The sequence below is a fragment of the Allohahella sp. A8 genome, assembly GCF_047946665.1.
GTDB lineage: Bacteria > Pseudomonadota > Gammaproteobacteria > Pseudomonadales > Oleiphilaceae > Allohahella.
Window position 1 is genome coordinate 972,686 of sequence record NZ_CP172312.1, and the last position, 22,293, is coordinate 994,978.

The following is a 22,293-nucleotide window of genomic DNA, read 5'->3' on the forward strand; positions in this document are numbered from 1 at the left end:
TCGCTAATGGACAGGAAGGATCAGACATGACCAGGGCCAAACACACCAATAACACCAAGACACCAGGAGTGGTCGACCGCGCGCCGGTATTCGATTTGGACACAGTAGCGGCCGGGATTCCCGGGCTCCTGGCGCCGGAAGCCGTCGAAGCTGAAGTCGCCAGGATCAGCCGCCTGCCAATCGAGGATTACGAACAGGCGGTCATTCAGCCCGTTCGTCAGAGCCAACGTTTCAGCGCCCGCAAGATTATGAAGGCACTGGTTCACAAGGTCATCAAGGAAAGCGATGACGGCCCACTGTACGCTCTGGACTGCTACATGCTCAATGAGGCAGGCAAGCGGATTCGGGTCGGTCTGATCGGCCAGAATCGGGAGAATCGGCAAGGCGTCTGGAGCCCGGAGCATCATCGAAAGGCCGCTGAACTGGCGGTGAAGTTCAGCCGCAAGCGGATGCCGCTAATCACCTTTATCGATACACCGGGTGCAGATGCCGGCGAAACGGCCAACCAGCAGGATCAGGCGCATAGCATATCGAGCTTGATCACGGTGATGGCGCAGCTGCCAGTTCCCACAGTGGGCATCATTCTTGGCACTGCGTACTCTGGTGGTGCAATTCCGCTGGCGGCCACCAACGTGCTGCTTTCAGTTCGTGATGGTCTGTTCAGTACCATTCAGCCACAGGGCCTCGCCAGCATCGCGCGCAAGCAGAAGCTGGCCTGGCAACAGTGTGCCCAGCGTGTTGGGGTATCGGCGTGTGAGACGGCTTGCAAGGGCTGGATCGACGGTATCGTAGACTATTCGCCGAGTGATCAGCGTGAAGGTCTCGAACATCTTAAATCAGCTGTGGTTGGCTCACTGGCCTTTCTGGAAAAGCAGCTGAGCGCCTTCGTACAACCCGATGGTGCTGCAGTGTTCGCGCCGGTCGGCAGTGAGTATCAGCGAAGCCTGGCCGTATTTCTTGATAAGCCTGAGCGCCTGGCCGGGCCGAATAACAGCTACTACGCCGATTCGCTAACACAGCTACCCAGCCTCTTTGGCTACACCCTGCGCCACATGCGGCAGCAGCAGGTGGCGTCGCGCCTGAGCTTCACCACCATTTCCTCGCTGCCCGCCGCTGGCAGCGTGGCGCCGATACAGCCGCAGCAACAAAGCAGCGAGAAGCTCGGCGTGTTCAATGAATGGTTTCAGCGCGAAGAAAAGCTGATTTACGAGCAGCGACTGCTCGAGCGATACGAGCGTTTCCAGAAGGCGCGTCAGGCCAAGGATGAGGATCGAAGTGCGCTGGCTGCACTGGTATTAGGAAAGCCACAGGAAAAGTATCGACAGGCGGCAGAGGCATTGGCCTTCGAGCTTGGCCTGTATTTGTACAATCGCTGGAAGGCTCAAGCTGCAGAGGGATTCGTGGCCTTGAGCGAGTTTCTGGCTGAGCAGGCAGCAAAGGGTCGGACTGAAACAGAGACTGGCGAACTGCCGGCAAAAGAAGACGTCACATTGCCACAGCTGATTCGTCTGCCTGAACTCAATGCCTGGCTAGCGCCAGTGAGCCTTCAGCTCCAGTTCTTCGACGCACTCTACGATGGCATTCTGGGTGAACTCGAATTGGTCGCCAGTGAGGCTAACCGTTATAGAAGTCTCAGTGAAGAATCGATGGCACAACTGCTCGATGCTGCGCTGAAAGCAACCCAGAATGACGTTTGCTGGGTAGACGCAAATGCTCGAGAGTTCTCGACCTGGCTGACGCAGCTGAACGAGAGCGACGACGTTGAGTGGTTTCTGCGCCAGGTCTCGGAATGGAAGCAGCGCCAGCACGCAAGGCTCTCTGAAAGCCTGTTCGTGTTTCTGACCTACCTCTTTGAAAATCTGATTCCTCGCTATATGCAGGCTCAGGCGGGCGGCGAAGCCTTCGATGGCAAGATCAACCCGACCTGGATCGGTCGACGCAAGGACTTCTGGCATCGCCTATCCATTGCCTACTGTGACCTGCAGATTCAGGCACTGCAGAAGGAATACAAGAGCCAGTGGCCCGAGTGGACTGGCTGGGTCGACGAGCTGTGTCGGGATTTCACGCCCCAGCACGACGATTGGGTCTCCAGTGACCCCTGCGCCTTCCCCGGCTACCTTGAGAGTATCCATAAGCAGATCAGCGCGGGTAAGGTGCCTGCGGGCATCGTGACCGGCATCGCTACATTGAAGGTGGCTTCGCAGCCAGTCGGCCTTTTCATTTCCAATCTGGCCTTTCAGGCCGGCGCTCTGGATATGGCCAGTGCCCGTAAGTTGCTGGCGCTTATTCAGCATTGTGAAGACAAGCGTCTGCCCATAGTAGGCCTTGTCTCTTCTGGTGGCATGCAGACCAAAGAGGGTGCGGGTTCGTTGTTCGCGATGGCGGCTGTCAACGAGGCGCTGACTCGCTTTCGTCAACTCACTGGTCTGCCGGTGATCATGGTCGGTTTCGGAGACTGTACCGGCGGTGCCCAGGCCAGTTTTGTGACCCATCCGCTGGTCGAAACCTGGTATATCAGCGGTGCGAACATTCCCTTCGCCGGGCAGATCGTCGTACCGAGCTACCTGCCGTCGACCTGCACCCTGGCTAATTATCTGTCAAAGAACGCCAAGGCTGAGCCCGAGACTGACGCCACAATGACTGGTTTACTCAGTCACCCCTTTGCCGATAGTTTCGACAGACGCCTGTTGCAGATCGATTCGCAGGCGCCGCGCCCACGCTGCAGCCTGCAGGATATGCTGAAGGCCAGGCTGAACGGCGGTAAGCTGCCCCAGGCCAATGCCCAGCCCAGTGACGACGCAGCCGCTTTGCAGCAGCACGAAGGCCGGGTCGCAAAAGTATTCGCGCCGGTAGAAAAGCTGCTGATTCATGCCCGCGGCTGCACGGCAGTGAAGCTGATCAGGGATGCCCAGCGCAACGGTACCCCGGTGGTTCTGGTGCAGTCCGATCCTGATATGGGTTCAGTCCCCGCAGAGATGCTGGGCGCTCGCGACGAGCTGGTTTGCATCGGCGGCAATACGCCGGATGAGAGTTATCTCAATGCCAACAGTGTATTGAAGGTCGCGAGCATGACTGGCGCTGACAGTTTGCACCCGGGAATTGGTTTCCTGTCTGAGGACCCTGACTTTGCCAAGCGCTGCCAGATTCGAGGCCTGAATTTTATTGGCCCTGATTATCGTGCGATGAGCGTGATGGGCGACAAGGCCAGTGCACTGAACGCAGCCATGGCAGCGGATGTGCCTGTGGTGCCTGGTAGCCATGGCATCATCTCCGATGCCCAGCACGCTCGCCGTCTGGCAGAAGAAATTGGCTTCCCCCTGCTGTTGAAAGCTGCATTTGGTGGCGGTGGCAAGGGCATCGCCAAGCTCACCAGTATGGACGAGTTGGCGGAAACCTACACGCGCCTGCGTCGTGAAGCCGAAGCCGCCTTTGGTCGCGGTGCACTGTATATGGAGCGTTTCGTTGAGCACATGCGGCACATCGAGGTGCAGGTGCTAAGAGACAGCCATGGCCATTGCAGCCTGCCCGGTATCCGCGATTGCAGTGTGCAGCGCAACAATCAGAAGCTGCTCGAAGAGTCTGGATCGACCATGCTCAGCGAGACACTCAAGCAGAGTGCGCTCACCTATGCGAAGCGCATCGCTGATGCAGTCAATTACGTCGGCGCCGGCACGGTCGAGTTCATCTATGATCTCGATCACGAATGCCTCTACTTCATGGAAATGAATACCCGACTGCAGGTTGAACATCCAGTTACCGAAGCGGTGAGCGGCATTGATATCGTGGCACAGCAGCTCAGGATCGCCTCAGGCGCATCCATCGCTGATCTGGCGCCAAAGGAGGAAGGCTACGCCATCGAAGCGCGAATCAATGCTGAGCAGGTGATGCTGCGTGATGGCAGCTTCAGTTGTCAGCCATCGCCTGGTCTGGTGCTCGATCTCGTCATGCCCAAAGATAGTCATGTCGATGTGATTAGCTGTATCGACAAGGGCAAGGCGGTTGCGCCGTACTACGACAGTCTGGTAATGCAGATCATTGCCAAGGGCAAGGATAGGGCAGAGGCCATTGAGAGGCTCACCGCCTTTCTGCGCCAGACCCGGATTGAAGGCATCGTCACCAACCTCGACTTCGTCGCTGCCATTCTCGAAGACGAAGTGTTCCGTGGTGGTAAATTCGACACTGGCTTCCTGCAGGGCTTCGGCTCCCGTATCGATGCCAGCAGTCTCCAGCGAGAGCCCTCCGGCCGCGCCGTGTCCGCAAAAGGCGGAGATATTTCCATCCCTGGCACTGCAGAACTCAAGGTGCTTGCGCCCGCGTCCTGCATTTTCTACCGCTCGCCAACGCCCGATGAAAAGCCCTTCGTGACTGAGGGCGACGTGGTCGACACCCAGCAGACCCTGTGTCTGATGGAAGCCATGAAAATGTATTCACCGCTCAAGCTGCGCCATCTGAACAAGGCAGGTGAGGAGCTCTATGCCGACGGTACCCGCTATCGAATCAATCGTGTTATGAACGACGACGGGCAACCGGTGAACACGGGTGATCTGTTGTTCGTGCTGAGTCCGCTGCCTGCCGAGAAGAAAGCCGCCCAGGTGGATAGCAAGCAAGCCGACAGCAAGACTGTCGCCGAAAGCAAGTAAGGCACTTGATCAATCAGCGTTGCACACAAAGGAGATAGAGACGTTATGGATACACAGAACGGACGAGATGGTAAAACGCTGTCAAGCGCCAACGAAGCTGGTGCCGACGAGACATCTGCTGCGCGCCCGGTGGTACTGATCACTGGTGCCAGCAGAGGTATCGGCAAGGCCATTCTGCAGAAATTCTGCCTTGATGGCGCATACGTCATCGGTACTGCGACTTCGCAAAATGGAGTCGAGAGCATCGCCCGTACTATCGACGAAAGTGGTGGCATTGGCCAGTCGCTTGTACTCGATCTCAGTGACGAGACGAGTATTCCCGAGCTGGTCGATGCCCTGAAACAGCAGTCGATACAGGTGGATGTACTGGTCAACAACGCGGGCATCACCGATGACCAGCTCGCGCTGGCAATGAAACCCTTGCAATGGAGCCGAGTCATCGAGACGAATCTCAATGGCACCTTCAGGCTCACGCAGTCTCTGCTGCGGCCCATGCTGCGCAAGAAGCAGGGCCGCATCATCAATATCAGCTCGGTTGTCGCCAGCAGCGGTAACGCTGGCCAGTGCAATTATTCGGCGTCGAAGGCAGCGCTTGAAGCGATGACCCGGAGTCTGGCACTGGAGCTGGCCCGCAAGAACATCACTGTGAATGCGGTCGCGCCAGGTTTCATCGCCACGGATATGACTGACGAGCTGTCTGAAGACGCCAAAGCTGCCCTGCTGGCAAAGATTCCTGCTGGCATTATGGGGGCGCCTGAAGACGTTGCGGCGTGTGTAGCCTTCCTTGCTGGCGCGTCAGCTCGCTATATCACCGGACAGGTTCTACACGTCAACGGCGGCCTGTATATGTAATCCCGGGCCTCACCAGGCCTTATGACCCCTAATCATCCCAATCAAACCACCCGAAAGTCCAACTGGAAGAAAGGAGCACTACCATGTCTACCCAACAAGAGCGCGTCATCGCGATCGTCGCTGATCAACTCGGCGTTGATAAGGAACGCGTTGTCCCCTCAGCGACATTTGTCGAGGACCTCGGCGCAGATTCGCTCGATACTGTCGAGCTGGTCATGGCGCTGGAAGAAGAGTTCGGCTTCGAAATCGAAGACAAGGAAGCTGAGAAGATTACCAGTGTGCAGGATGTAATGAACCTGCTCGCTCGCACCGAAGCCGCGTGATCGACTGAACTGAAGCATGGCTGCCGGCAGGCATTCGGCGGTATGCCGGCGCCGTGCAGCTCGGAATTTCAATTTGATGCAATGGAGTGTCCGACTGATGAAAGTGCCAGAAACCTTTGAAACGACAGTGTCCATCGACACCCTGCGGGACAAGACGATTCTGCTGACAGGCGCAAGCGGCTTTGTCGGCAAGGTGGTGCTGGAGAAATTACTGCGTTGCGTAGGTGGCAATGGGCGCATTTTTCTATTGATGCGCGGCAATCGGCGCTTTCCTTCAGCAGAAGACCGCCTCTACCATGAGGTACTGCAATCTTCACTATTCGACAAACTCAAAAGCGAGCAGGGTGCAGAGTTTCTCGAGAACTGCCTGAAAAAGCTGCACTGCCTGGAAGGCCATCTCACCCAGCCTCTGTTCGGTCTGGATCACGAGACCTTCGCGGCAACGGCATTTTCGCTCGATCTCATCATCAACGCTGCCGCCAGTGTCGACTTTCGGGAGCCGCTCGATGATGCGCTCAAGACGAACACTCTGGCGCTCGACAGTCTGATAGATTTCTCAAAGTTCACCCCGCACTGTCCGCTGATCCACGTGTCGACCTGTTATGTTCATGGCCATCACGCCGGTTTCTGCCAGGAAGGCAATGTTGTCGCGTTTAGCGGCGATCTTCCGCTGCTCGATACTGGTTACGTCGATACAGATGCCGTGGTGAGCTCACTGCAGAGCCGAATCAACGTACTCTATGCCACCATCAGTGATATCGATGAACGTCAGGCCGCATTGGTCGATCTTGGCCTGGAGGTGGCCAACGCCTATGGTTGGAACGACACTTACACCTTCACCAAATGGCTTGGTGAGCAGCGCCTTCTGAACGCCTTGCAGGGCCGGGCGCTGACCGTGCTGCGGCCTTCCATCATCGAAAGCGTACTGAAAGACCCTACACCCGGCTGGATTGAAGGCTTGAAGGTCGCCGACGCTGTGATCATGGCGTACGCACGTGAGCACGTCATGCTCTTTCCTGGCCGCCCATCTGCCTCGATCGACATCATCCCGGTTGACTATGTGGCGAACAGTATTCTTATCAGTGCTGCCGAGGCACTGAACGCACCGTGCCAGCATCGCTTCTATCAATGCGGCAGCAGTGCGGAGAATCCGGTGACGCTGAAGACGCTGATCAAGCTTGTTCGCAAGGCCTCGACGACGCCTGGCTCAGGTCTGGACAGATTATTTCCGCGACAGCCAAAGAAATCTTTCGTCATGGTGCCCGCGCCGCTATTCAAGCTTATTACCGATGGCGGTTTGAACTATGAGCGCTGGAGCTATCGTCTGCGCAAGACCTTGGGTCTTAGCAGCAGCAAGCGCGCATTGATGAAGATGGAGACTACGGTGCGCCTGGCGGTCGTTTTCGCATTCTACACAACTCAGCGTTACACCTTTGACAACAGCGAACTGCTAGCGCTGGCAGACCGTCTGAGCCCCGCCGACCGAGCCGCCTTCCCGGTATCTACGGCCGATATCGACTGGGCGCATTACCTGGGAAATATTCATCTGAGTGGCTTGAACAATTTTGCGCTGAAGCCGCGCCCAAAAAAGCCCGAAGAGCCGAAGCTACTGCGTCGCGTCGATAAGGCTCACTAAGTACTGCAGGTAAACATGCCCTCGATAGGCGTGTACCGACCGTTTCCCTGCCTGTCTGCAATACTGGTATGATCATGTTCCGAGCAGCACACAGAACATGGTCCGAAGGGAGTCAGACATGGGTCAACCGCAGTCACAAAGCCAAAGCGCCTTTATAGGGCAGGGCTCTGAATTGCGGGATCTCGTGCGTGAGTTGCCCTGGCACGAGACGTCGTTGGGCGCCATCGACGAGTGGCCGGCCAGCTTGAAAACCACTGTCTCGATCGTGATGAACTCGCAGCAGCCAATGTTTCTGTTCTGGGGGCCGGAGCTCATTCAGATCTACAATGATGCCTATCGTCCCAGCTTTGGCGAAGGCAAGCATCCCGCGGCGCTTGGGCAGCCAGCCAAACTGTTCTGGCAGGAAGTCTGGGACGTCATCGAGCCGATGTTCGATGCAGTGCGGGCGGGAGATTCGACCGTGCTGCATGAGAACCAGCTGATACCGGTCTGGCGCAATGGGCGGGTAGAGGACTGTTACTGGACCTATACTTATAACGCGGTTTACGACGAGACGGGCACTGTCGCTGGCGTGCTGGCCATCGTCACGGAAACGACCGGCAGCGTAGTGAGCGAGCGCCGCCAATCGATTCTCTCATGGCTTTCGGTCAAGCTCCGTCGCTGTACTTCCCGCGAAGCCGTCTTTCAGCTGTTGCAGAGCACCGCAGAGCTGCATCCGGTCGATCTGCCGGGTATTCTCGTCACTGACCATGCTGAGACGGCTGCCCCCAGCCTGACGCTCACAGCGAACGAACTTGGGCTGGATGTGAAGCTTGAGCTCACTTTCATCCTGAATCCTACCGTGCCTTTCGAGGGTTATCGGGCCTTCCTGAGCGATATCACGAGTCGTGTCGGCACCGTCCTGCTGGAGGCCGAGGCCGAGCAGGCGAGGGCGCTGGCTGTGGCCGACCGCGACCAGCTCTTGATGAACGCTCCAGTCGGTACCGCTGTCCTGATCGGCGAAGACCTCGTCTATGAGCTTGCAAACCCGCTCTATCTTGAAATGATCGACCGAGATGACATTGTCGGCAAATCTTTCGATGAAGTCTTCCCTGAACTGATCGACCAGCCGATACGAGCGACTTTTCAGGACGCGTTTCGCTCAGGAAATTCTTACTCTGATAACGAGCTGAACGTGCAGATCTATCGGGGCGGCGAACTTAGAAATTGCTATTACGAGTTCAATCTTACGCCACTGCGTCATCATGGTGGTGGAATATACGGTCTCATGGTTGTAGTCATAGAGATCACCGAGCAGGTGCTTGCGCGCAAGGAAACCGAGCTTCTCAATGAGGAGCTACAGGTTGCTTCGCGCAGCAAGGACGAGTTTCTGGCCATGCTGGGTCATGAACTGCGCAATCCGCTGTCTCCCATTGTGAATGGTATTCAGCTGATCGAGCAGAAGCATGATGAACTGCCGGCGGAGTATCAGATGATCAAGCGTCAGGTCAATCATCTGGTGCGGCTGGTGGATGATCTGCTCGACATTTCCAGAATAACGAGAGGCCTCGTTGAACTGCGCTTCGAACAGGTCAGACTTCCCGAGGTGGTCGAGCGCGCAGTCGAGATGAGCGAGGATCTATTCGAGCGCAAGGGTCACAGACTCAGTCTCGATGTGCCTGAAATCTCATTGGTGTGCGATCCTGCGCGAATTGCACAGGTGCTGTCCAATCTGCTGACTAATGCGGCCCGCTATACGCAAGCGGCTGGTAACGTTCGATTGAGTGCACAGGTGAAGGCGGAGGAAGTGCATATTGCTGTCGAAGACTCTGGTATTGGCATTTCACCAAAGTTGCTGCCACTGATATTCGATCTTTTCGTTCAGGGCAAACGAAGCACTGATCGTGCTGAAGGCGGACTCGGGCTGGGGCTCGCGCTTGTGAAGAATCTGGTAAGTCTTCATGGCGGCAGGGTGAGTGGCGAGAGCGAGGGCGAGGGCAAGGGCAGCATTTTCAGGGTCGTGCTGCCACTCAAGCCAGGCATGCCCGATGAGACTACTTCTGCCACATCGCACCAGATCATTACCAAGGCCACTCTGCATGGACGCATTCTTCTGGTGGATGATAATCGTGATGCCGTCGATTCGCTGGCTGAACTGCTGTCGATGAAGGGCTTCAATGTCAAGGCTGTCTATCATCCCTATGAAGCGCTCGACGTCTTTCCCCAAGGCGACTTTGATGTCGCGATACTCGATATCGGCTTGCCGGGGATGGACGGCTATGAACTCATGGCGCGTCTGCGACATATGCAACCTGGCACCAGCTGTCGTTTCATCGCCCTGTCTGGATATGGTCAGGATAAGGACAAGGCCAGGAGTCTGAGCAGCGGATTCTCCCATCATGTAGTCAAGCCAGTCCTGACTGAAGACCTGCTGGCCATCCTTCGATTAAGCCACTGAAACAGCCTCACCCGGCGCGATTTCAGTTGCAGCGCTTATACGCTTCTTTACAAGAAACTCACAGACGCGACAGGGGCAAGTGCCTAGAATTCAGGAAAATTTTGTGTTCTGAATTTCAATCTCTGAAGGTTACGGATGAAAAAGCTATTTCCGGCGGTGCTGCTTTGCCTGCCTTTTGCATTCAATGTGCAGGCTGACGAAACAGGTACGGCGACTGACGGCGACAAGCGGCGGGTCGAACTGGTCGGCTCGTTAGGGCTTACGACGGGTGGAGATGAGCTGGCATCCTTGGAGTTTGTAGACGGCGATGATGCCGATATCAAGGCTGGTGGTCTGTTTTCGATTGCTGGTGGGCTGGGGTATCAGCTACCGACGTCGCCCCTGTACCTTCAGAGCACCATCGGCTATCACTTTGACGCTGTCAATGCAGAAAATGCCGATGCCAGCTTCAGTCGGGTGCCATTCGAACTGCTGGCCTTCTATACGGCTGACCAGTTCCGCGTCGGCGGCGGACTCAGCTATCATCTGAGCCCGGAACTCGAATTTGAACTCGATGGCGTTGGCAAGGAATCCATCGAGTTCGACGATGCTGCCGGCCTGGTCCTTCAGGCCGACTATCTCGCCACTCCCAAGGTCGGCTTTGGTCTGCGCGCTGTATTCATCGAATATGACACAGGGCAGAACGGTTCTGAAGCCGTCGATGGCAATCAATTTGGTCTGCAGGCTACAATTTTCCTTTGACACCTTGCAGGCTGTGAGGCTGGCCTGAGCTGATCAATCCCGCTGGGCGGTGACGACATTGAGCTCCACCGCCTTGCCATCACCGGCTTTGCCCTCGATTTCGACTTCGCCCGCCTGCTCACTGCTAATACTCTCTATGCTCGTCACGCCCTTGGTTCTAGCGGTCTCGACAGCGTAGCGAATGGTGTCAGCGCTTACCCCCTTAGGCCCGCCTTCACGAGCTTCCTTGTCTTCGCTGCTGACAGTTCCGTCGGCTGCGAAATCGACCTCTGCATCGGTGCTGTCATCGATCCAGCCTTCGATTTCGACCTTGCCACCTTCCTCGAACTCGATTTCAGTGTAATGGCTGAACCCATACTGCTCAGCAGTCTTCAGCGCATCGTCAACCTTGTCGATGTCGACTTCTGCGAGTGCCAGCGGGGCTGCAAGTGTTGCCGTGAGTACTATGCTCGTTAATGTCCCTTTCATGATCATTCCTCGTTATCGAAAAAAATGGCTAATATGCTGAATGGCAATCGAAGATGGTACGACGGCGCTTGCTGAAGCGATTGCAGCGGGGGCAACGGCAACCGCGTACTGCGTGACTCGCAGCAAAGGCTGTACCATGAGGCAGGATTAATTGCCTTGGTGATGTCAGCTTCTCTAAAATGAAGCTTTTCAGCGTCAAACTGGAACTGACATGATGGGCGGGCGTGATAGACTTGCCTGCAAGACCAAGTAGATGGTGGGCGTAAGCCGGGAGAGTTTTATTAACGAACAGTCCGACACTTTATTCACGCTTCGCGATTTCGTGTCGAGTAAGACGCTGGATATTACGGAGATACGCCGAATATTCCTGCCAGTACTGAAGCAGCTCGCCCTGCTGCATCAGCGTGGTCTGGTCCATCGGGCGGTCAACCCCGATACCATCTACAGGGAAAGTAACGGACAGTGGCGTCTCTTGCCGATAGAGGAGCTGCCGGATTCGGAATCGCCCGATCCCTTCGATGACCGTCGCATTCCCATGTCGAATGCGCAGCTCGATCCAGACTTCGCCCCCATCGAGCAGTTTTCGGTAGATCTCAGACGACAAGGCCCATGGACCGATATCTACAGCGTAGCCGGCACGATGTACCTCTGCATCGCAGGCCACACCCCTGTGGGCGCCAAAGACAGGGTCGCCAGCGGGGAGCCGTATGACAAGGATATTGACCCGCTACTTTGGCTTGCGAGCTCGAGCGAAGGTCGCTTCGAGGGTAAGTTCCTCAGACTGATCGACAAGGGCCTGACCTACTTCCATTATGACAGACCGCAGACTATCGAGCCCTGGGCCGCTGCGCTGTTTGGTTCGTCCGCACTTGCCAATACCAAGCTGCCCGCAACACGACCGAAGCGGCCGGTACCGGTGCCGGTGCTGGAAGAGAGCGTCGAGACGGGTGTAGTCGATGATCCAGCGATGCCTGGGCAGGTATCGGCGGAGGCTAGCCCTGCTTCCAATGAGCCAGCAATTCGTGAGAGTGGAAGTACGCAGGCCGCCGAGTCCGCGCCAACACAAGCTCCACCTGTGGTTCGTCAGGCAGCAAAGACTGAACAGCCAGCAAATCGCAAACCCGCATCCTCACCCGCCGCTGAAGTTGATGAGGAGGATTACGAGGCCAGGCACGCAGAGTCGTTGCCGCGTGTGCCTCAGATGAACGAGCGCGCAGGACCCTTGGACGGCGTACAGCGAAAAGTCTCCGCCCAAAAAGCCGCGCCACCGCAACTTGGAACCGAGAGCTCTTCGCCCCAGAGGACTGCGCTAGGAAGCGCCGAGCCGCAGAAGCCTGCGGCTCGCAAGCCTGCACCTCAGCAACAGGCGCGTCCGGCACCACAGCCTGCGCCACCCAGGTACGCTGGAACAGGAAGTCAGGGCTTTTTCGCTGACGACCACCATGGCGGCGATGAAGATCTCTATGCTGAACGAATGTCTGATACGACCGGACGCTACAACCAGGCATCACGCAATCGCGGCCGCGTTCGGCGTGACAGCGAAGAGGAGGGTGGCTGGCTGGCCGTGATTGCCAGCGCGCTTCTTTTGCTGGTGGCGCTTGGCGTGGGAATCATGTTCGTCAATGACATCTCGATTACCGAAGGCGTTGCCATCCTGAAGCGCGAGGCAGGCCTCATCGAGCCTGAGCCGCCAGTAGCACCAGTGCAGGAAGAGAACTCGCTGCCTGCCAACGTGCAGTTCAGCGATCCTGTGGAGCCAGAGCAACCGCTGGGCAGCAGTAACCGAGGCACTATCGATAGGGAGAGTGGCTTCCCCGTGGACGAGGTTGGTGGCACAGAGCCAGAGGGCGTCACTGCACCTGATGGCGTGATTGCACCGGAAGCCGATGTCGACACGCGGCGTCGGGAAGAATTGCAGCGTCTTGAGGACCGCACAGAACAGGAGTCTTCGGAGATTACTGAACAGGTTGGCGAGGCCGCCTATCAGGGACCCAATCTGAGTCAGACACCCCTGCAGCGGGCCGAGGTCGAAGCCATCCTGAGGCGTTTCCGCAATGCGCTGGAAACCCTGGATTCGGGCGCTATCAACAGGATTGCGCTGCTCAGCGAGCGTCGTCATACCTATCTCAACTACCTTATTGAAAGCTTTGCCTCGAGTAAGGTAGAGGGCGGTCGATTCGAAATGTCAGAAGGCAACATGTCGGCCAGTGCACGACTGCAGATGGTGCGTCTCATCGATACCAACGGTCTGGTGTCGCAGCCACCGCAGGGCCTGCGGCAGATCGACCTGCAGGTACTACGTGCTCGCAATGGTGAGCCAATTATCCATTGGCAATAGTCCGGCCTTGATCTCCATTATCATACCGGCGCTGAACGAGGCCGAGGCCTTCATGGGAGGCCCCGGACTCAGCTTGCAGGCCCTCAGACAGCGTTGGCCAGCGGAACGACTGGAGATCATCACCGTGGATGCCGACAGCCGTGATCAGACCAGACTACTGGCGGCGCAGTTTTCCGATCAGGTCATCATCGCGCCACCCGATAGCCGGGGACGCAGCCGGCAAATGAACCTCGGCGCGGCTGCCGCTAACGGCGAACTCCTGGTCTTCTTACACGCTGATACTGAATTGGAGGGGGACCTTGGCAGCCTCGAGCAGCTTCTTGCTCCAGAGGTCCCGTGGGGGCGCTGTCGCGTTCGGCTTACCGGCTCCCGCCGAATCTTCAGGCTCGTCGAAACCATGATGGAATGGCGCTCCCGACTGAGTGGCGTCTGCACCGGCGATCAGGTTTTCGTCGTCCGTCGGGCAGTATTCGAAAAGCTTGGCGGCTTCCAGCCAATTCCGCTGATGGAAGATGTGGAATTCAGTAAGCGGCTACGCCGTCTGGCCTGGCCAAAACGCCTGCCGCTAATCGCGCAAACTTCGAGCCGGCGCTGGGAGCGGCACGGGGCGTGGCGAACCATTCTGCTCATGTGGCGGCTCAGGCTCGCCTATTTCCTCGGGGCTTCACCAGAGACCCTCGCTCGTCAATATGGCCGCTGAGTCCCCTGCGCAGCTGGTCATACTGGCCAAACGGCCGCGGCTTGGTGCGGTGAAAACACGCCTGGCGGCAGAGACTGGAGCGGTAGAGGCATTGGCGATATATCAGCAGTTGCTGCAGCTTCAGATTGATCATGCCCGTGCTTACGTCAAGGCAGTCCCTGGCCGAAGTGCCCGTATAGACTGGGACCGACCTGAGGTACAGACGCCGCGAACAGTGGCCGAGCCCGGCTGGCTGGCAGACGGCGTACAGGGTATGGGGTCAATCGGAGACCGTATGGCTCTGGTCATCAGCCAGTTTTTTTGTTCGTCGATTCGGCAAAGTGATCGACTCATGATTGTAGGCAGTGATTGTCCATATCTGACTGAGCAGATACTCACTGCAGCTGAAGCCGCGCTCGATACCGCTGATTGTGTGCTCGTGCCGGCGCTCGATGGCGGGTATGTCCTGATCGGGGTGAACGGCCGTTTTGCGAAGTCGGGCTGCGATGTTTTTGAGGGTATGCCGTGGAGCCAGCCTGAGCTGTTGAAGGCTACGAGAGCGCGCTTGCAGTGGTCAAACGTCGTATGGACAGAGCTGCCACCGCTTGAGGATATTGACGAGCTGCCGGCGCTACAGCGATGGCAGGCCTCGGCAGCTCGGGACGAGACTAGCGCTTTCTGAAGTACCAGCTGGAGCCATTCTGGGCATCCCATTCGAGATGGGTCATTCGCTGCCAGGCCTGGGCACTGTTGCGGCGATGCGTCGAATGACCCTGCACGTTCTGTGCTTCCAGGGTCTTCCACTGGACTTCGTTGGCGAGTGCGCCAAGGAGGCGAGGCAGTTCTTCCGCCACAGCGCGAGCGCTCAACAGCTTCCTGAAACCATGCAGGCTATAAAATTCCGGCGTCCGAGCCAGCTCAGCGCATTCGCCTTCTGCAATGGCCGCCAGATAGCCAGCACGGATCTGCTGTAGTGCATAATGTCCTGGCGACTCTGACTGCCAAATGGCCTGACCATTCGAGTGATCAGCACCAAAGGCATTCAAGGCGGCATGAGCGTGATTCAGCCTGATATTGAGTACGCCATCACTTCGCAGCGCATCGCGGAACAAGCCGAGCAAAATCTCGTTAGTTTCATCGTTGGCTGACCATTGGTCGATGCGCATAAAATCGAAGCGGTTGCCGTCTTTGATATACTGGCTGAACATCGACAGTGGCCAGAACACGATGTTCTCCAGCCCGTTCTCCTTCGCCTTGCGCGCACCGTAGGCAAGATCGCAGAGATCGAAATCCACGACCAATACAGTGCTGTCGGTAAAACTTTTTGCGAAGGCCAGTGTCTGCGGGTCTGCCGCCGAGCCGATAATGGCAACCATCGCGTGCTCGGTTTTCAGATCGACGTCGAAGCGGCGCTGTAGTGCTTCAACCAGCAGACCTTCATCCTGCACAGGCAATGATTGCCAGGTCGGGTAGGGCAAGGGAATGTCATTGGCCGCCAGCAGGAGTTCTGCCTTCTTCTCAGAGAACTGCTGCTTGAAATTCTCGTCCGTCATGAAGTCGTAGAAGCTGCGCTGAAGCAGGTCCTGGCACTGGAGCGGCCAATCCGCCACATCCAGCGCAGCCAGCAAGAGGGAATACGGCTGGCGCCAGAGGATATCGAACATCGAGACGACGATGCAGGCGCCGGCGAGTTCGTCCACCATCGAGCCATTTGCAATCGAGCCGGCAGTGGCCGCACGGGCAATCTGCTGGTGGATGATGTCCAGTTGCAGACGCTCCTGCTCGCTGGTCTCGAACAGGCAGCCACTGCGAACCTGATAACTGGCCAGAGCCAGTGCAAGTTGCTGATGATCATCAGACAATGTACCGCTGTAGCAGACCGTGTCGAAAACCTTGCTCCTGAGGTAGATCAGCAGTGACTCGATCTCGGTCGAGGGCAGCAGTATACGATCGCAGGCACTGAGCAGCAGCTGATCGCTTTTCGCCACCTCGAGCAGCTCGATATCCGCTGGCAGCGCCGCGTATTTATGTTCAAGGATATCAGCAACGACAGTCGCCAGGCGCTGTGGTGTGATCTGCTCATGACCAAGCAGGAAGAGAAGGTCATCTGCGATCATGGTGTTGTAATGATCTATCGCCAGGTGTTCACAGCAGTGTGTGATACCGGCAAAGATGCTTGGCCACACGTAGCCGAGCTCAATCATGCGACGATAATGCATGTAGGCTTGATCGAAACGCTCCTGACCAGCGAGCACATGAGCGATGCCAAGGAAAGCCGACGCATTGCGATTGTCGAGCCTGAGCGCGGAGCGGAAGTGACCTTCTGCATCACCAAAGCGCTGTTCGATCAAGGCAAGATAGCCGAGGTTGCACAGCAGTTGCGGCTCCTCTGGTGACAGCTCGACCGCCTTCGTGAAAAGCTCACGTGCCTGCTCCAGACTTCGGCTGTCCAGCCGAATCCGGCCCAGCAGGCCTAGAGCCTGTGAATGCTCGGGCGACTGCCGCAGGACATCAGCCAGCAACTTTTCCGCCTTGGCAAAACAGTCACGCTTCACCTCGCCATCGATACCCGGACGGTTGCCCGCCGAGTAGTGCTGGTTGGCCGCGAGCACCTGGCTCGAAGCTGGCATGGCTGAAGTTTCTGACCTGGCTTGTTCAACGTACATTCGACACCTCGTTAACTGGTACTGCTTGTCTGATCAGAAAAGAAATTAACCCTGCAGCAGCTGGAGAACCTGCTGTGGCTGGGCATTGGCCTGGGCCAGAATCGAAAGGCCAGCCTGCTGAAGCACCTGCTCACGTGAGAGCCGGGCAGTTTCTGCAGCAAAGTCGGCGTCACGAATCCGTGAGTTCGCAACTTCGAGATTTTCCACCGTGATTCGCTGATTGGTGATGGTCGATTCGAAGCGGTTCTGGATCGCACCCAGGTTGGCACGCTGGAAGTTGATCGTGTTCAAAGCGTTTTCAACCGATTTCAATGCCCGGACTGCGCCATCTACAGTGCTGATGTCGACATCCCGAACAAGGCCGCCAGTCTCACTCGAGCCATAGGTGCCTGCGGTGAAGCCGCTGGTCGCCAGGTTGCCGGTCAGTGTGCCGACTTCGATCTGACCAGCGGACTCGAGTGAAATCGTGCTGTAAGTGGTCGCGTTTGCAGGAAGACCCAATTGTCCGGCGTTGACACTCTGGTTGGCGATGGTGATGTTTCTGCCGTCATCGGCGATCAGTCGATAGGTATCGTTGAATGCCTCGGCTCTGACACCAGTCTGTCCAGCCTTGTTGTTGACTGCGGAAACCACAGCTCGTTGCACGTCAGCGACTGTATCTGTAGCTGTAACCGAAACGCCGTAACTGACGCCGTTGATGTCGAAAGTATGCGCGTTGGCAGCAGGGGCGATGACGCCGGCGTTTTGCACGGTCGGATTGGCTTTCGCTGTGACACCAGTCTGTTCCGAAACATCATTGATCGCCTTGGCCTTCGCGATGGCACTGAACGAAGGGTTTGTCTGCGATGCTGTATCGAAGTTAGGCTGGGTCGGACCGACAGGTACGCCGTTGATGACCACATCACCGGCTGCGAAGGCTGTGGCACCGACCGCAGCACCGACGGCACCGCTGTTGTTGCCACTGTAGGTACCTACCGACAGTCCAGCATTGCCAATGTTGCCGGTGTCCGTATCCAGTTCGATATTGGAACCGTCGCGGCTCACCAGAGTGAACGATCCGGAGTAAGTGGTGCCAGGTGCCGCACTCGATGCTGCGAGACCGAAAGTGCTGGTGTTGGCGCCGGCAGAGCTCAGGGTGATGTTGCGGCCATCTGCTGCCGTCAGTTGAACACCCAGCGCTGGATTGCCGCTAAAAGATGCGGTAACGCCCGACTGGCCCGATTTTTCGTTAATGGCCGAAACCACGTTCTCCAGGTTGACCTGGCCCGTCAGCGCGGTGGAGGTTACAAGGTTGACGCTGACGCCATTGATGAGAACCGCCTGGTTGCCGTTGGCAGGCGTATAGGCTGTGCCATCAACGAACGTGCCATTTACCACTGCTTCGACGCCGGTCTGCTCAGTCGATTTGTTGATGGCTGCCGCTTTCGAAATAGCGCTCTGCGCTTGGTCGAAGCGCGAGACCGTATCGTCGCTGGCTGCAGAACCACCGATGGCAAAGCCATTGATCTTCAGGTCCCCGGGCAGCATGGCTGCCGCCTCTGGCTCGGACGAGATACCGTCTGAAGCGGCCGCACCGAGTTTATCGACCGTCGCGCCATCGATACCGAAACTGACCGACTCACCTTCATTGGCGCCAATCTGGAATGTCACTGCCGAGAAGGTACCGTCGAGCAGTAGCGTGCCGTTGAAGTTGGTCTGGGTCGATACGCGCTCGATTTCCTGCAGCAGCTGGTCGACTTCTGTGTTCAATGCCTGTCGGTCCACGGCGCTATTGGTGGCGTTAGCAGACTGCAGCGCCAGTTCACGAATTCGCTGAAGGTTCTCGGTCATTGCGCCGAGTGCGCCTTCCGCTGTCTGAGCCAGAGAAACTGCATCGCCTGAGTTGCGGATCGCAACCTCAAGACCACGCACCTGCGAGGTGAAGCGGGTGGAAATGGCCAGACCGGCAGCGTCGTCTTTTGCACTGTTGATACGCAAGCCAGAAGACAATCTTTCCAGTGCGGTCTGAAAACCACTCTGCGATTGGTTCAGGTTGCGCTGTGCATTAATGGACGCCGAGTTGGTATTGATGATCTGTGGCATGTTGTTCCCCTTTGACGCTCTAGAGCGCTGGTCGTGAAGCCGTGACCTCAAAGGAGGCCTGTTGGGAGGGGTTAAGCACGGATGATGCCAATATTGATAATTTGGAAAGACGGCTAGTCAAGTAAGTGAAAATAAAGAGAAACTGGTTGGTTAGAAAATTTTGTGAGCTACTGTCGCCGTCAAAAAAGCGGCAAGGGTAGGGTGGTGAACGTGAAGTGCCGAAAGGAAAAGGCGCTCAAGTCTTGCCGCTTTTTAGCCGATAGATGCATAAATGAAGAGTGATCCCATACCACGACCATATCATCCGAAAGGCTTACATTGTTTTACACAACACTCCCAAAAACACCATAAAGAAAGTTTTTCCCGCGCCGTTAACCTATTCAACAGACAGGCATACAAGATTCAGTCTTGGTTCGGTCTGAACACACAAAGCAGTTGAACTGCAACACGTAGTAGAAGTAACGGAGAATATTATGCCTTCAATCGTCAACACCAACATTGCCTCGCTGAACGCCCAGCGTAACCTGAACCAGACTCAGCGTGCTTCTGATACAGCTCTTCAGCGTCTTTCATCAGGTCTTCGTATCAACAGTGCGAAAGACGACGCTGCCGGTCTGGCCATCTCTACCCGTTTCGATTCACAGATCCGCGGTACCAACGTTGCCATTCGTAACGCAGGTGACGGTATCTCTCTGGCACAAACAGCTGAAGGCGCGATGGACTCCATCAACACTTCACTTCAGCGTATTCGTGAACTGTCACTGCAATCAGCTAACGACACAAACTCTGCTGTAGACCGTAAGGCTCTGCAGGAAGAAGTTAGCCAGCTGGTTTCTGAAATCGAGAACGTTGCCAAGACAACCTCTTTCAACGGCAAGAACCTGCTCGACGGCTCTTTCTCAAGCGCTTCGTTCCAGACTGGTGCCAACGTTGGTGACACTGTAAAAGTCAGTATCGGTAAGTTGGACCAGGATTCACTGGGTAGTGCCCTCACTGCCGGTATTTCCTCTAACGTCAGCAAAACTGCGCTGACTGGAACAACAGGCGACGCACTGGTTGCTGGTGACCTGGTGATCAACGGTGTATCTGTGGCGGCTTCCAAGGCTGGCTCCGATACATCTTCGGTAGCCTTTGGTTCTTCTAGTGCGCTTGCCAAGGTAGAAGCTATCAATGCTGTTTCCTCGCAAACAGGTGTTACTGCTGTCGCCAATACAAACACTGCAGCAGGTAACGGTGTTGCAGATGCTGCCGCAGTGGTTGCTGCAGGTAACATCGACATAAACGGCACGACCTTCTCCCTCTCCAAAGCTGCCACTGGTGATGCTACGGCAGACCTGGCCGGTGTTGCTGAGACGATCAACACCAAGACTGGCGCCACTGGCGTTGTAGCTACAGTGGTCAAGACCGATGCAGGTGCGCGCATCGACCTTACTGCAGAAGATGGCCGTAACATCACTATCGTAGGTGCGACTGCTGGTAGCTACGGCCTGGCAACTGGTCTGGGTACATCAGGCGGCGCTGCGACAACCGGTAACACCTACGTCGGTGATTACACGCTGCAGAGCAATGACGGTAGCGCGATGAAGCTGACCAGTACTACTGGCAACATCGACAATGCTGGCTTCGAAGTGGGTACTTACAGTGGTACCAACGGTGGAGTGGTAGGTGATAACGCCACTACAGTCGCTCTGGCTGCAGGCGATGTCACCATCAATGGTGTATCTGTAGGCGTCTCAAAGGCGGCAAGCGACACGTCGTCTACTACCAACAATGCTGGCAGTGCGATCGCCAAAGCTGCTGCGATCAACGAAATTTCTGGTCAGACCGGCGTTACCGCCAAGGCTAACGCCAACACAGTGAACGGTGTTGCAATTGGCACGACGCCCGGAGCATTTACCTTTAGCGTAAACGGCGCATCCGTATCTGGTAGCTTCACTGCCGATCAGGGTGGCAACCAGACAGCACTGGTCGAAGCAATCAATGCAAAAGCCGGGCAAAGTGGTGTTACTGCCGCTGCGCTGGAGGGTGACAAGATCACTCTGACAGCTGCTGATGGGCGAAACATCACTATCGGCGGTACTGTGACCGGCACCGGCCTGACCGCTGCGACTACAGCTGCTTCGGTTTCTCTTGAGTCTGCTGGCCAGTTCGACATCGGCACTACTACTGGCAACAACGCGAGAGCGGGTCTTAGCGTAGGCAAGTTCGGCGGTGCCGAATCCGGCACCAAGCTGTCAGACATCGATGTCTCGACTGTTGAAGGTGCAAACAAGGCGATCAAGGCTGTAGACAACGCAGTACAGACGATCTCTTCAAAGCGGGCTGAGCTGGGTGCGATTCAAAACCGCTTCACAGCAACCATCTCGAATCTTGAGTCACGTAGCGAGAACCTCTCAGCTGCAAACTCACGAATCAAGGATGCGGACTTCGCCAAAGAGACAGCTGAACTGTCACGGACTCAGGTGCTGCAGCAGGCTGGTATCTCCATCCTGGCTCAGGCCAACGCCCGTCCACAGCAGGCTCTGTCACTCCTGGGCTAATAACCCAACGGGAACCGCCTTCTCTGCCTCAGGGCAGGGTTGGCGGAACCTTCAAGATCTTCCAAGGCACCCTGCGGGCAACCGCGAGGGTGCTTTCGAGGTACAGGCAGCGGCATATGTACTGCAGCTACAGACAAAGTACAGTAGATCAAGTTACCGCTTGAAGTAAGGTAAAGGGGCAGTGAGGTAACGTATGAGTGACAGACCAGCATTTGATTCAGGACAGAATAGTCGGGCCAGTTCGGTGCCGGCTTTTGTGCGTTCTGGTCAACAGGTGAATCAGGTACAGGTGAGCCAGAGCGATGGCTCGATTGCGGCGTTCTCAGCGGCGCGAGCCCCAGTCCCATCTGTTGTGACTGAGATCAGTGCAGCCGCATCAGCCGCCGCAGCGTCAGAAGAGCAGAAAAGCAGTGCCACTGCGGCAGCTTCGCAGGAACCGGATACCTTGAGAAGCGCAGTCACCAGACTGAACGACTATGTTCAGTCAGTGCAGCGCGACCTCGAATTTTCCTTCGACGAAGAATCCGGCCATTCCGTGATTACCGTCATCGATCGCAACACGAAGGAAGTCGTCAGACAACTCCCGGACGACGTCGCTCTCGAGCTGGCGCGCAATTTGCAGAACAACGACTCAGTGAGACTGCTCGACGCCAGAATCTGACATAGCCAACGCGCTATCGACCATCCCGGCCCGAGGGGCTCATCAGGAAATACAAGGCCTGAGGAGGCCCCGGCTGTGTGGTTACAGACTGAAGCGGAAGAGTCATCTTACGATCAGTAACACAAAAGGGGCAAAGTTTTGCCCCTTTTTGCCGATACAGTTCCTAGCAGTCAGAAATTCTAAAAAAGCTCGTCAGAAGCTGAAAAAGCACAACGCAGAAAGGCGCCGCA

General features: G+C 56.6%; 14 protein-coding genes. 11 read left to right on the forward strand and 3 right to left on the reverse strand.

The window, feature by feature from the left end:
- Positions 1–26: 26 nt before the first annotated feature.
- The 6 genes from ACH3PB_RS04790 to ACH3PB_RS04815 all read left to right on the forward strand — a co-directional run bounded on the left by ACH3PB_RS04790 (position 27) and on the right by ACH3PB_RS04815 (position 10,629).
- Positions 27–4,640 carry a biotin carboxylase N-terminal domain-containing protein gene (locus tag ACH3PB_RS04790; RefSeq protein WP_416398299.1) on the forward strand — a complete coding sequence of 1,538 codons (4,614 nt, stop codon included), beginning with the start codon at positions 27–29 and terminating at the stop codon, positions 4,638–4,640.
- A 45-nt stretch (positions 4,641–4,685) separates the two neighbouring features.
- Positions 4,686–5,492: a 3-oxoacyl-[acyl-carrier-protein] reductase gene (fabG, locus tag ACH3PB_RS04795; RefSeq protein ID WP_416398300.1), complete on the forward strand. Its 807-nt coding sequence runs from the start codon at positions 4,686–4,688 to the stop codon at positions 5,490–5,492.
- 83 nt (positions 5,493–5,575) lie between these two features.
- On the forward strand, positions 5,576–5,815 hold the full coding sequence (gene acpP / locus ACH3PB_RS04800; protein ID WP_416398301.1) for an acyl carrier protein: 240 nt from the start codon (positions 5,576–5,578) through the stop codon (positions 5,813–5,815).
- Between the two features lie 97 nt (positions 5,816–5,912).
- Complete coding sequence (locus tag ACH3PB_RS04805) at positions 5,913–7,451, forward strand: fatty acyl-CoA reductase (RefSeq protein ID WP_416398302.1); 1,539 nt, start codon at positions 5,913–5,915, stop codon at positions 7,449–7,451.
- A 118-nt stretch (positions 7,452–7,569) separates the two neighbouring features.
- Positions 7,570–9,888, forward strand: a complete 2,319-nt coding sequence (locus tag ACH3PB_RS04810) for an ATP-binding protein (RefSeq protein WP_416398303.1) — start codon at positions 7,570–7,572, stop codon at positions 9,886–9,888.
- Between the two features lie 135 nt (positions 9,889–10,023).
- On the forward strand, positions 10,024–10,629 hold the full coding sequence (locus tag ACH3PB_RS04815; RefSeq protein ID WP_416398304.1) for an outer membrane beta-barrel protein: 606 nt from the start codon (positions 10,024–10,026) through the stop codon (positions 10,627–10,629).
- 33 nt (positions 10,630–10,662) lie between these two features.
- Here the strand turns inward: ACH3PB_RS04815 and ACH3PB_RS04820 are convergent, their stop codons facing one another.
- Positions 10,663–11,097 carry a hypothetical protein gene (locus tag ACH3PB_RS04820; protein ID WP_416398305.1) on the reverse strand — a complete coding sequence of 145 codons (435 nt, stop codon included), beginning with the start codon at positions 11,095–11,097 and terminating at the stop codon, positions 10,663–10,665.
- A 253-nt stretch (positions 11,098–11,350) separates the two neighbouring features.
- Here ACH3PB_RS04820 and ACH3PB_RS04825 point away from each other — a divergent pair, with 253 nt between their 5' ends.
- The 3 genes from ACH3PB_RS04825 to ACH3PB_RS04835 are packed head-to-tail and all read left to right on the forward strand — an operon-like array spanning position 11,351 to position 14,796.
- A complete protein-coding gene (locus tag ACH3PB_RS04825; protein ID WP_416398306.1) occupies positions 11,351–13,435 on the forward strand; it encodes a hypothetical protein in 2,085 nt (694 codons plus the stop codon).
- Positions 13,407–14,135, forward strand: a complete 729-nt coding sequence (locus ACH3PB_RS04830) for a TIGR04283 family arsenosugar biosynthesis glycosyltransferase (protein WP_416398307.1) — start codon at positions 13,407–13,409, stop codon at positions 14,133–14,135. Before ACH3PB_RS04825 ends, ACH3PB_RS04830 begins: the two co-directional genes overlap by 29 nt.
- Positions 14,125–14,796, forward strand: coding sequence for a TIGR04282 family arsenosugar biosynthesis glycosyltransferase (locus tag ACH3PB_RS04835; protein ID WP_416398308.1), 672 nt, complete (start codon positions 14,125–14,127; stop codon positions 14,794–14,796). The genes ACH3PB_RS04830 and ACH3PB_RS04835 overlap by 11 nt, the downstream gene beginning before the upstream one ends.
- Here ACH3PB_RS04835 and ACH3PB_RS04840 read toward each other — a convergent pair.
- Positions 14,783–16,780, reverse strand: a complete 1,998-nt coding sequence (locus ACH3PB_RS04840) for a tetratricopeptide repeat protein (protein WP_416398309.1) — start codon at positions 16,778–16,780, stop codon at positions 14,783–14,785. The two genes, ACH3PB_RS04835 and ACH3PB_RS04840, sit on opposite strands and share 14 nt — an antisense overlap.
- Before the next feature lie 45 nt (positions 16,781–16,825).
- The gene (locus ACH3PB_RS04845) at positions 16,826–18,862 is read right to left on the reverse strand and encodes a flagellin (protein ID WP_416398310.1); all 2,037 of its coding nucleotides are present in this window, start codon (positions 18,860–18,862) and stop codon (positions 16,826–16,828) included.
- A 473-nt stretch (positions 18,863–19,335) separates the two neighbouring features.
- Between ACH3PB_RS04845 and ACH3PB_RS04850 the strand changes: the two genes are divergently transcribed.
- Both ACH3PB_RS04850 and ACH3PB_RS04855 read left to right on the forward strand, forming a co-directional pair.
- On the forward strand, positions 19,336–21,402 hold the full coding sequence (locus tag ACH3PB_RS04850) for a flagellin (RefSeq protein WP_416398311.1): 2,067 nt from the start codon (positions 19,336–19,338) through the stop codon (positions 21,400–21,402).
- 193 nt (positions 21,403–21,595) lie between these two features.
- A complete protein-coding gene (locus tag ACH3PB_RS04855) occupies positions 21,596–22,063 on the forward strand; it encodes a flagellar protein FlaG (protein WP_416398312.1) in 468 nt (155 codons plus the stop codon).
- The last annotated feature ends 230 nt before the right edge of the window (positions 22,064–22,293 follow it).

Coding starts and splice junctions, on each gene's coding strand:
- ACH3PB_RS04790 (WP_416398299.1), top strand. CDS start 27: ATGACCAGGGCCAAACACACCAATAACACCAAGACACCAGGAGTGGTC.
- fabG (WP_416398300.1), top strand. CDS start 4,686: ATGGATACACAGAACGGACGAGATGGTAAAACGCTGTCAAGCGCCAAC.
- acpP (WP_416398301.1), top strand. CDS start 5,576: ATGTCTACCCAACAAGAGCGCGTCATCGCGATCGTCGCTGATCAACTC.
- ACH3PB_RS04805 (WP_416398302.1), top strand. CDS start 5,913: ATGAAAGTGCCAGAAACCTTTGAAACGACAGTGTCCATCGACACCCTG.
- ACH3PB_RS04810 (WP_416398303.1), top strand. CDS start 7,570: ATGGGTCAACCGCAGTCACAAAGCCAAAGCGCCTTTATAGGGCAGGGC.
- ACH3PB_RS04815 (WP_416398304.1), top strand. CDS start 10,024: ATGAAAAAGCTATTTCCGGCGGTGCTGCTTTGCCTGCCTTTTGCATTC.
- ACH3PB_RS04820 (WP_416398305.1), bottom strand. CDS start 11,097: ATGAAAGGGACATTAACGAGCATAGTACTCACGGCAACACTTGCAGCC.
- ACH3PB_RS04825 (WP_416398306.1), top strand. CDS start 11,351: ATGGTGGGCGTAAGCCGGGAGAGTTTTATTAACGAACAGTCCGACACT.
- ACH3PB_RS04830 (WP_416398307.1), top strand. CDS start 13,407: ATGGTGAGCCAATTATCCATTGGCAATAGTCCGGCCTTGATCTCCATT.
- ACH3PB_RS04835 (WP_416398308.1), top strand. CDS start 14,125: ATGGCCGCTGAGTCCCCTGCGCAGCTGGTCATACTGGCCAAACGGCCG.
- ACH3PB_RS04840 (WP_416398309.1), bottom strand. CDS start 16,780: ATGTACGTTGAACAAGCCAGGTCAGAAACTTCAGCCATGCCAGCTTCG.
- ACH3PB_RS04845 (WP_416398310.1), bottom strand. CDS start 18,862: ATGCCACAGATCATCAATACCAACTCGGCGTCCATTAATGCACAGCGC.
- ACH3PB_RS04850 (WP_416398311.1), top strand. CDS start 19,336: ATGCCTTCAATCGTCAACACCAACATTGCCTCGCTGAACGCCCAGCGT.
- ACH3PB_RS04855 (WP_416398312.1), top strand. CDS start 21,596: ATGAGTGACAGACCAGCATTTGATTCAGGACAGAATAGTCGGGCCAGT.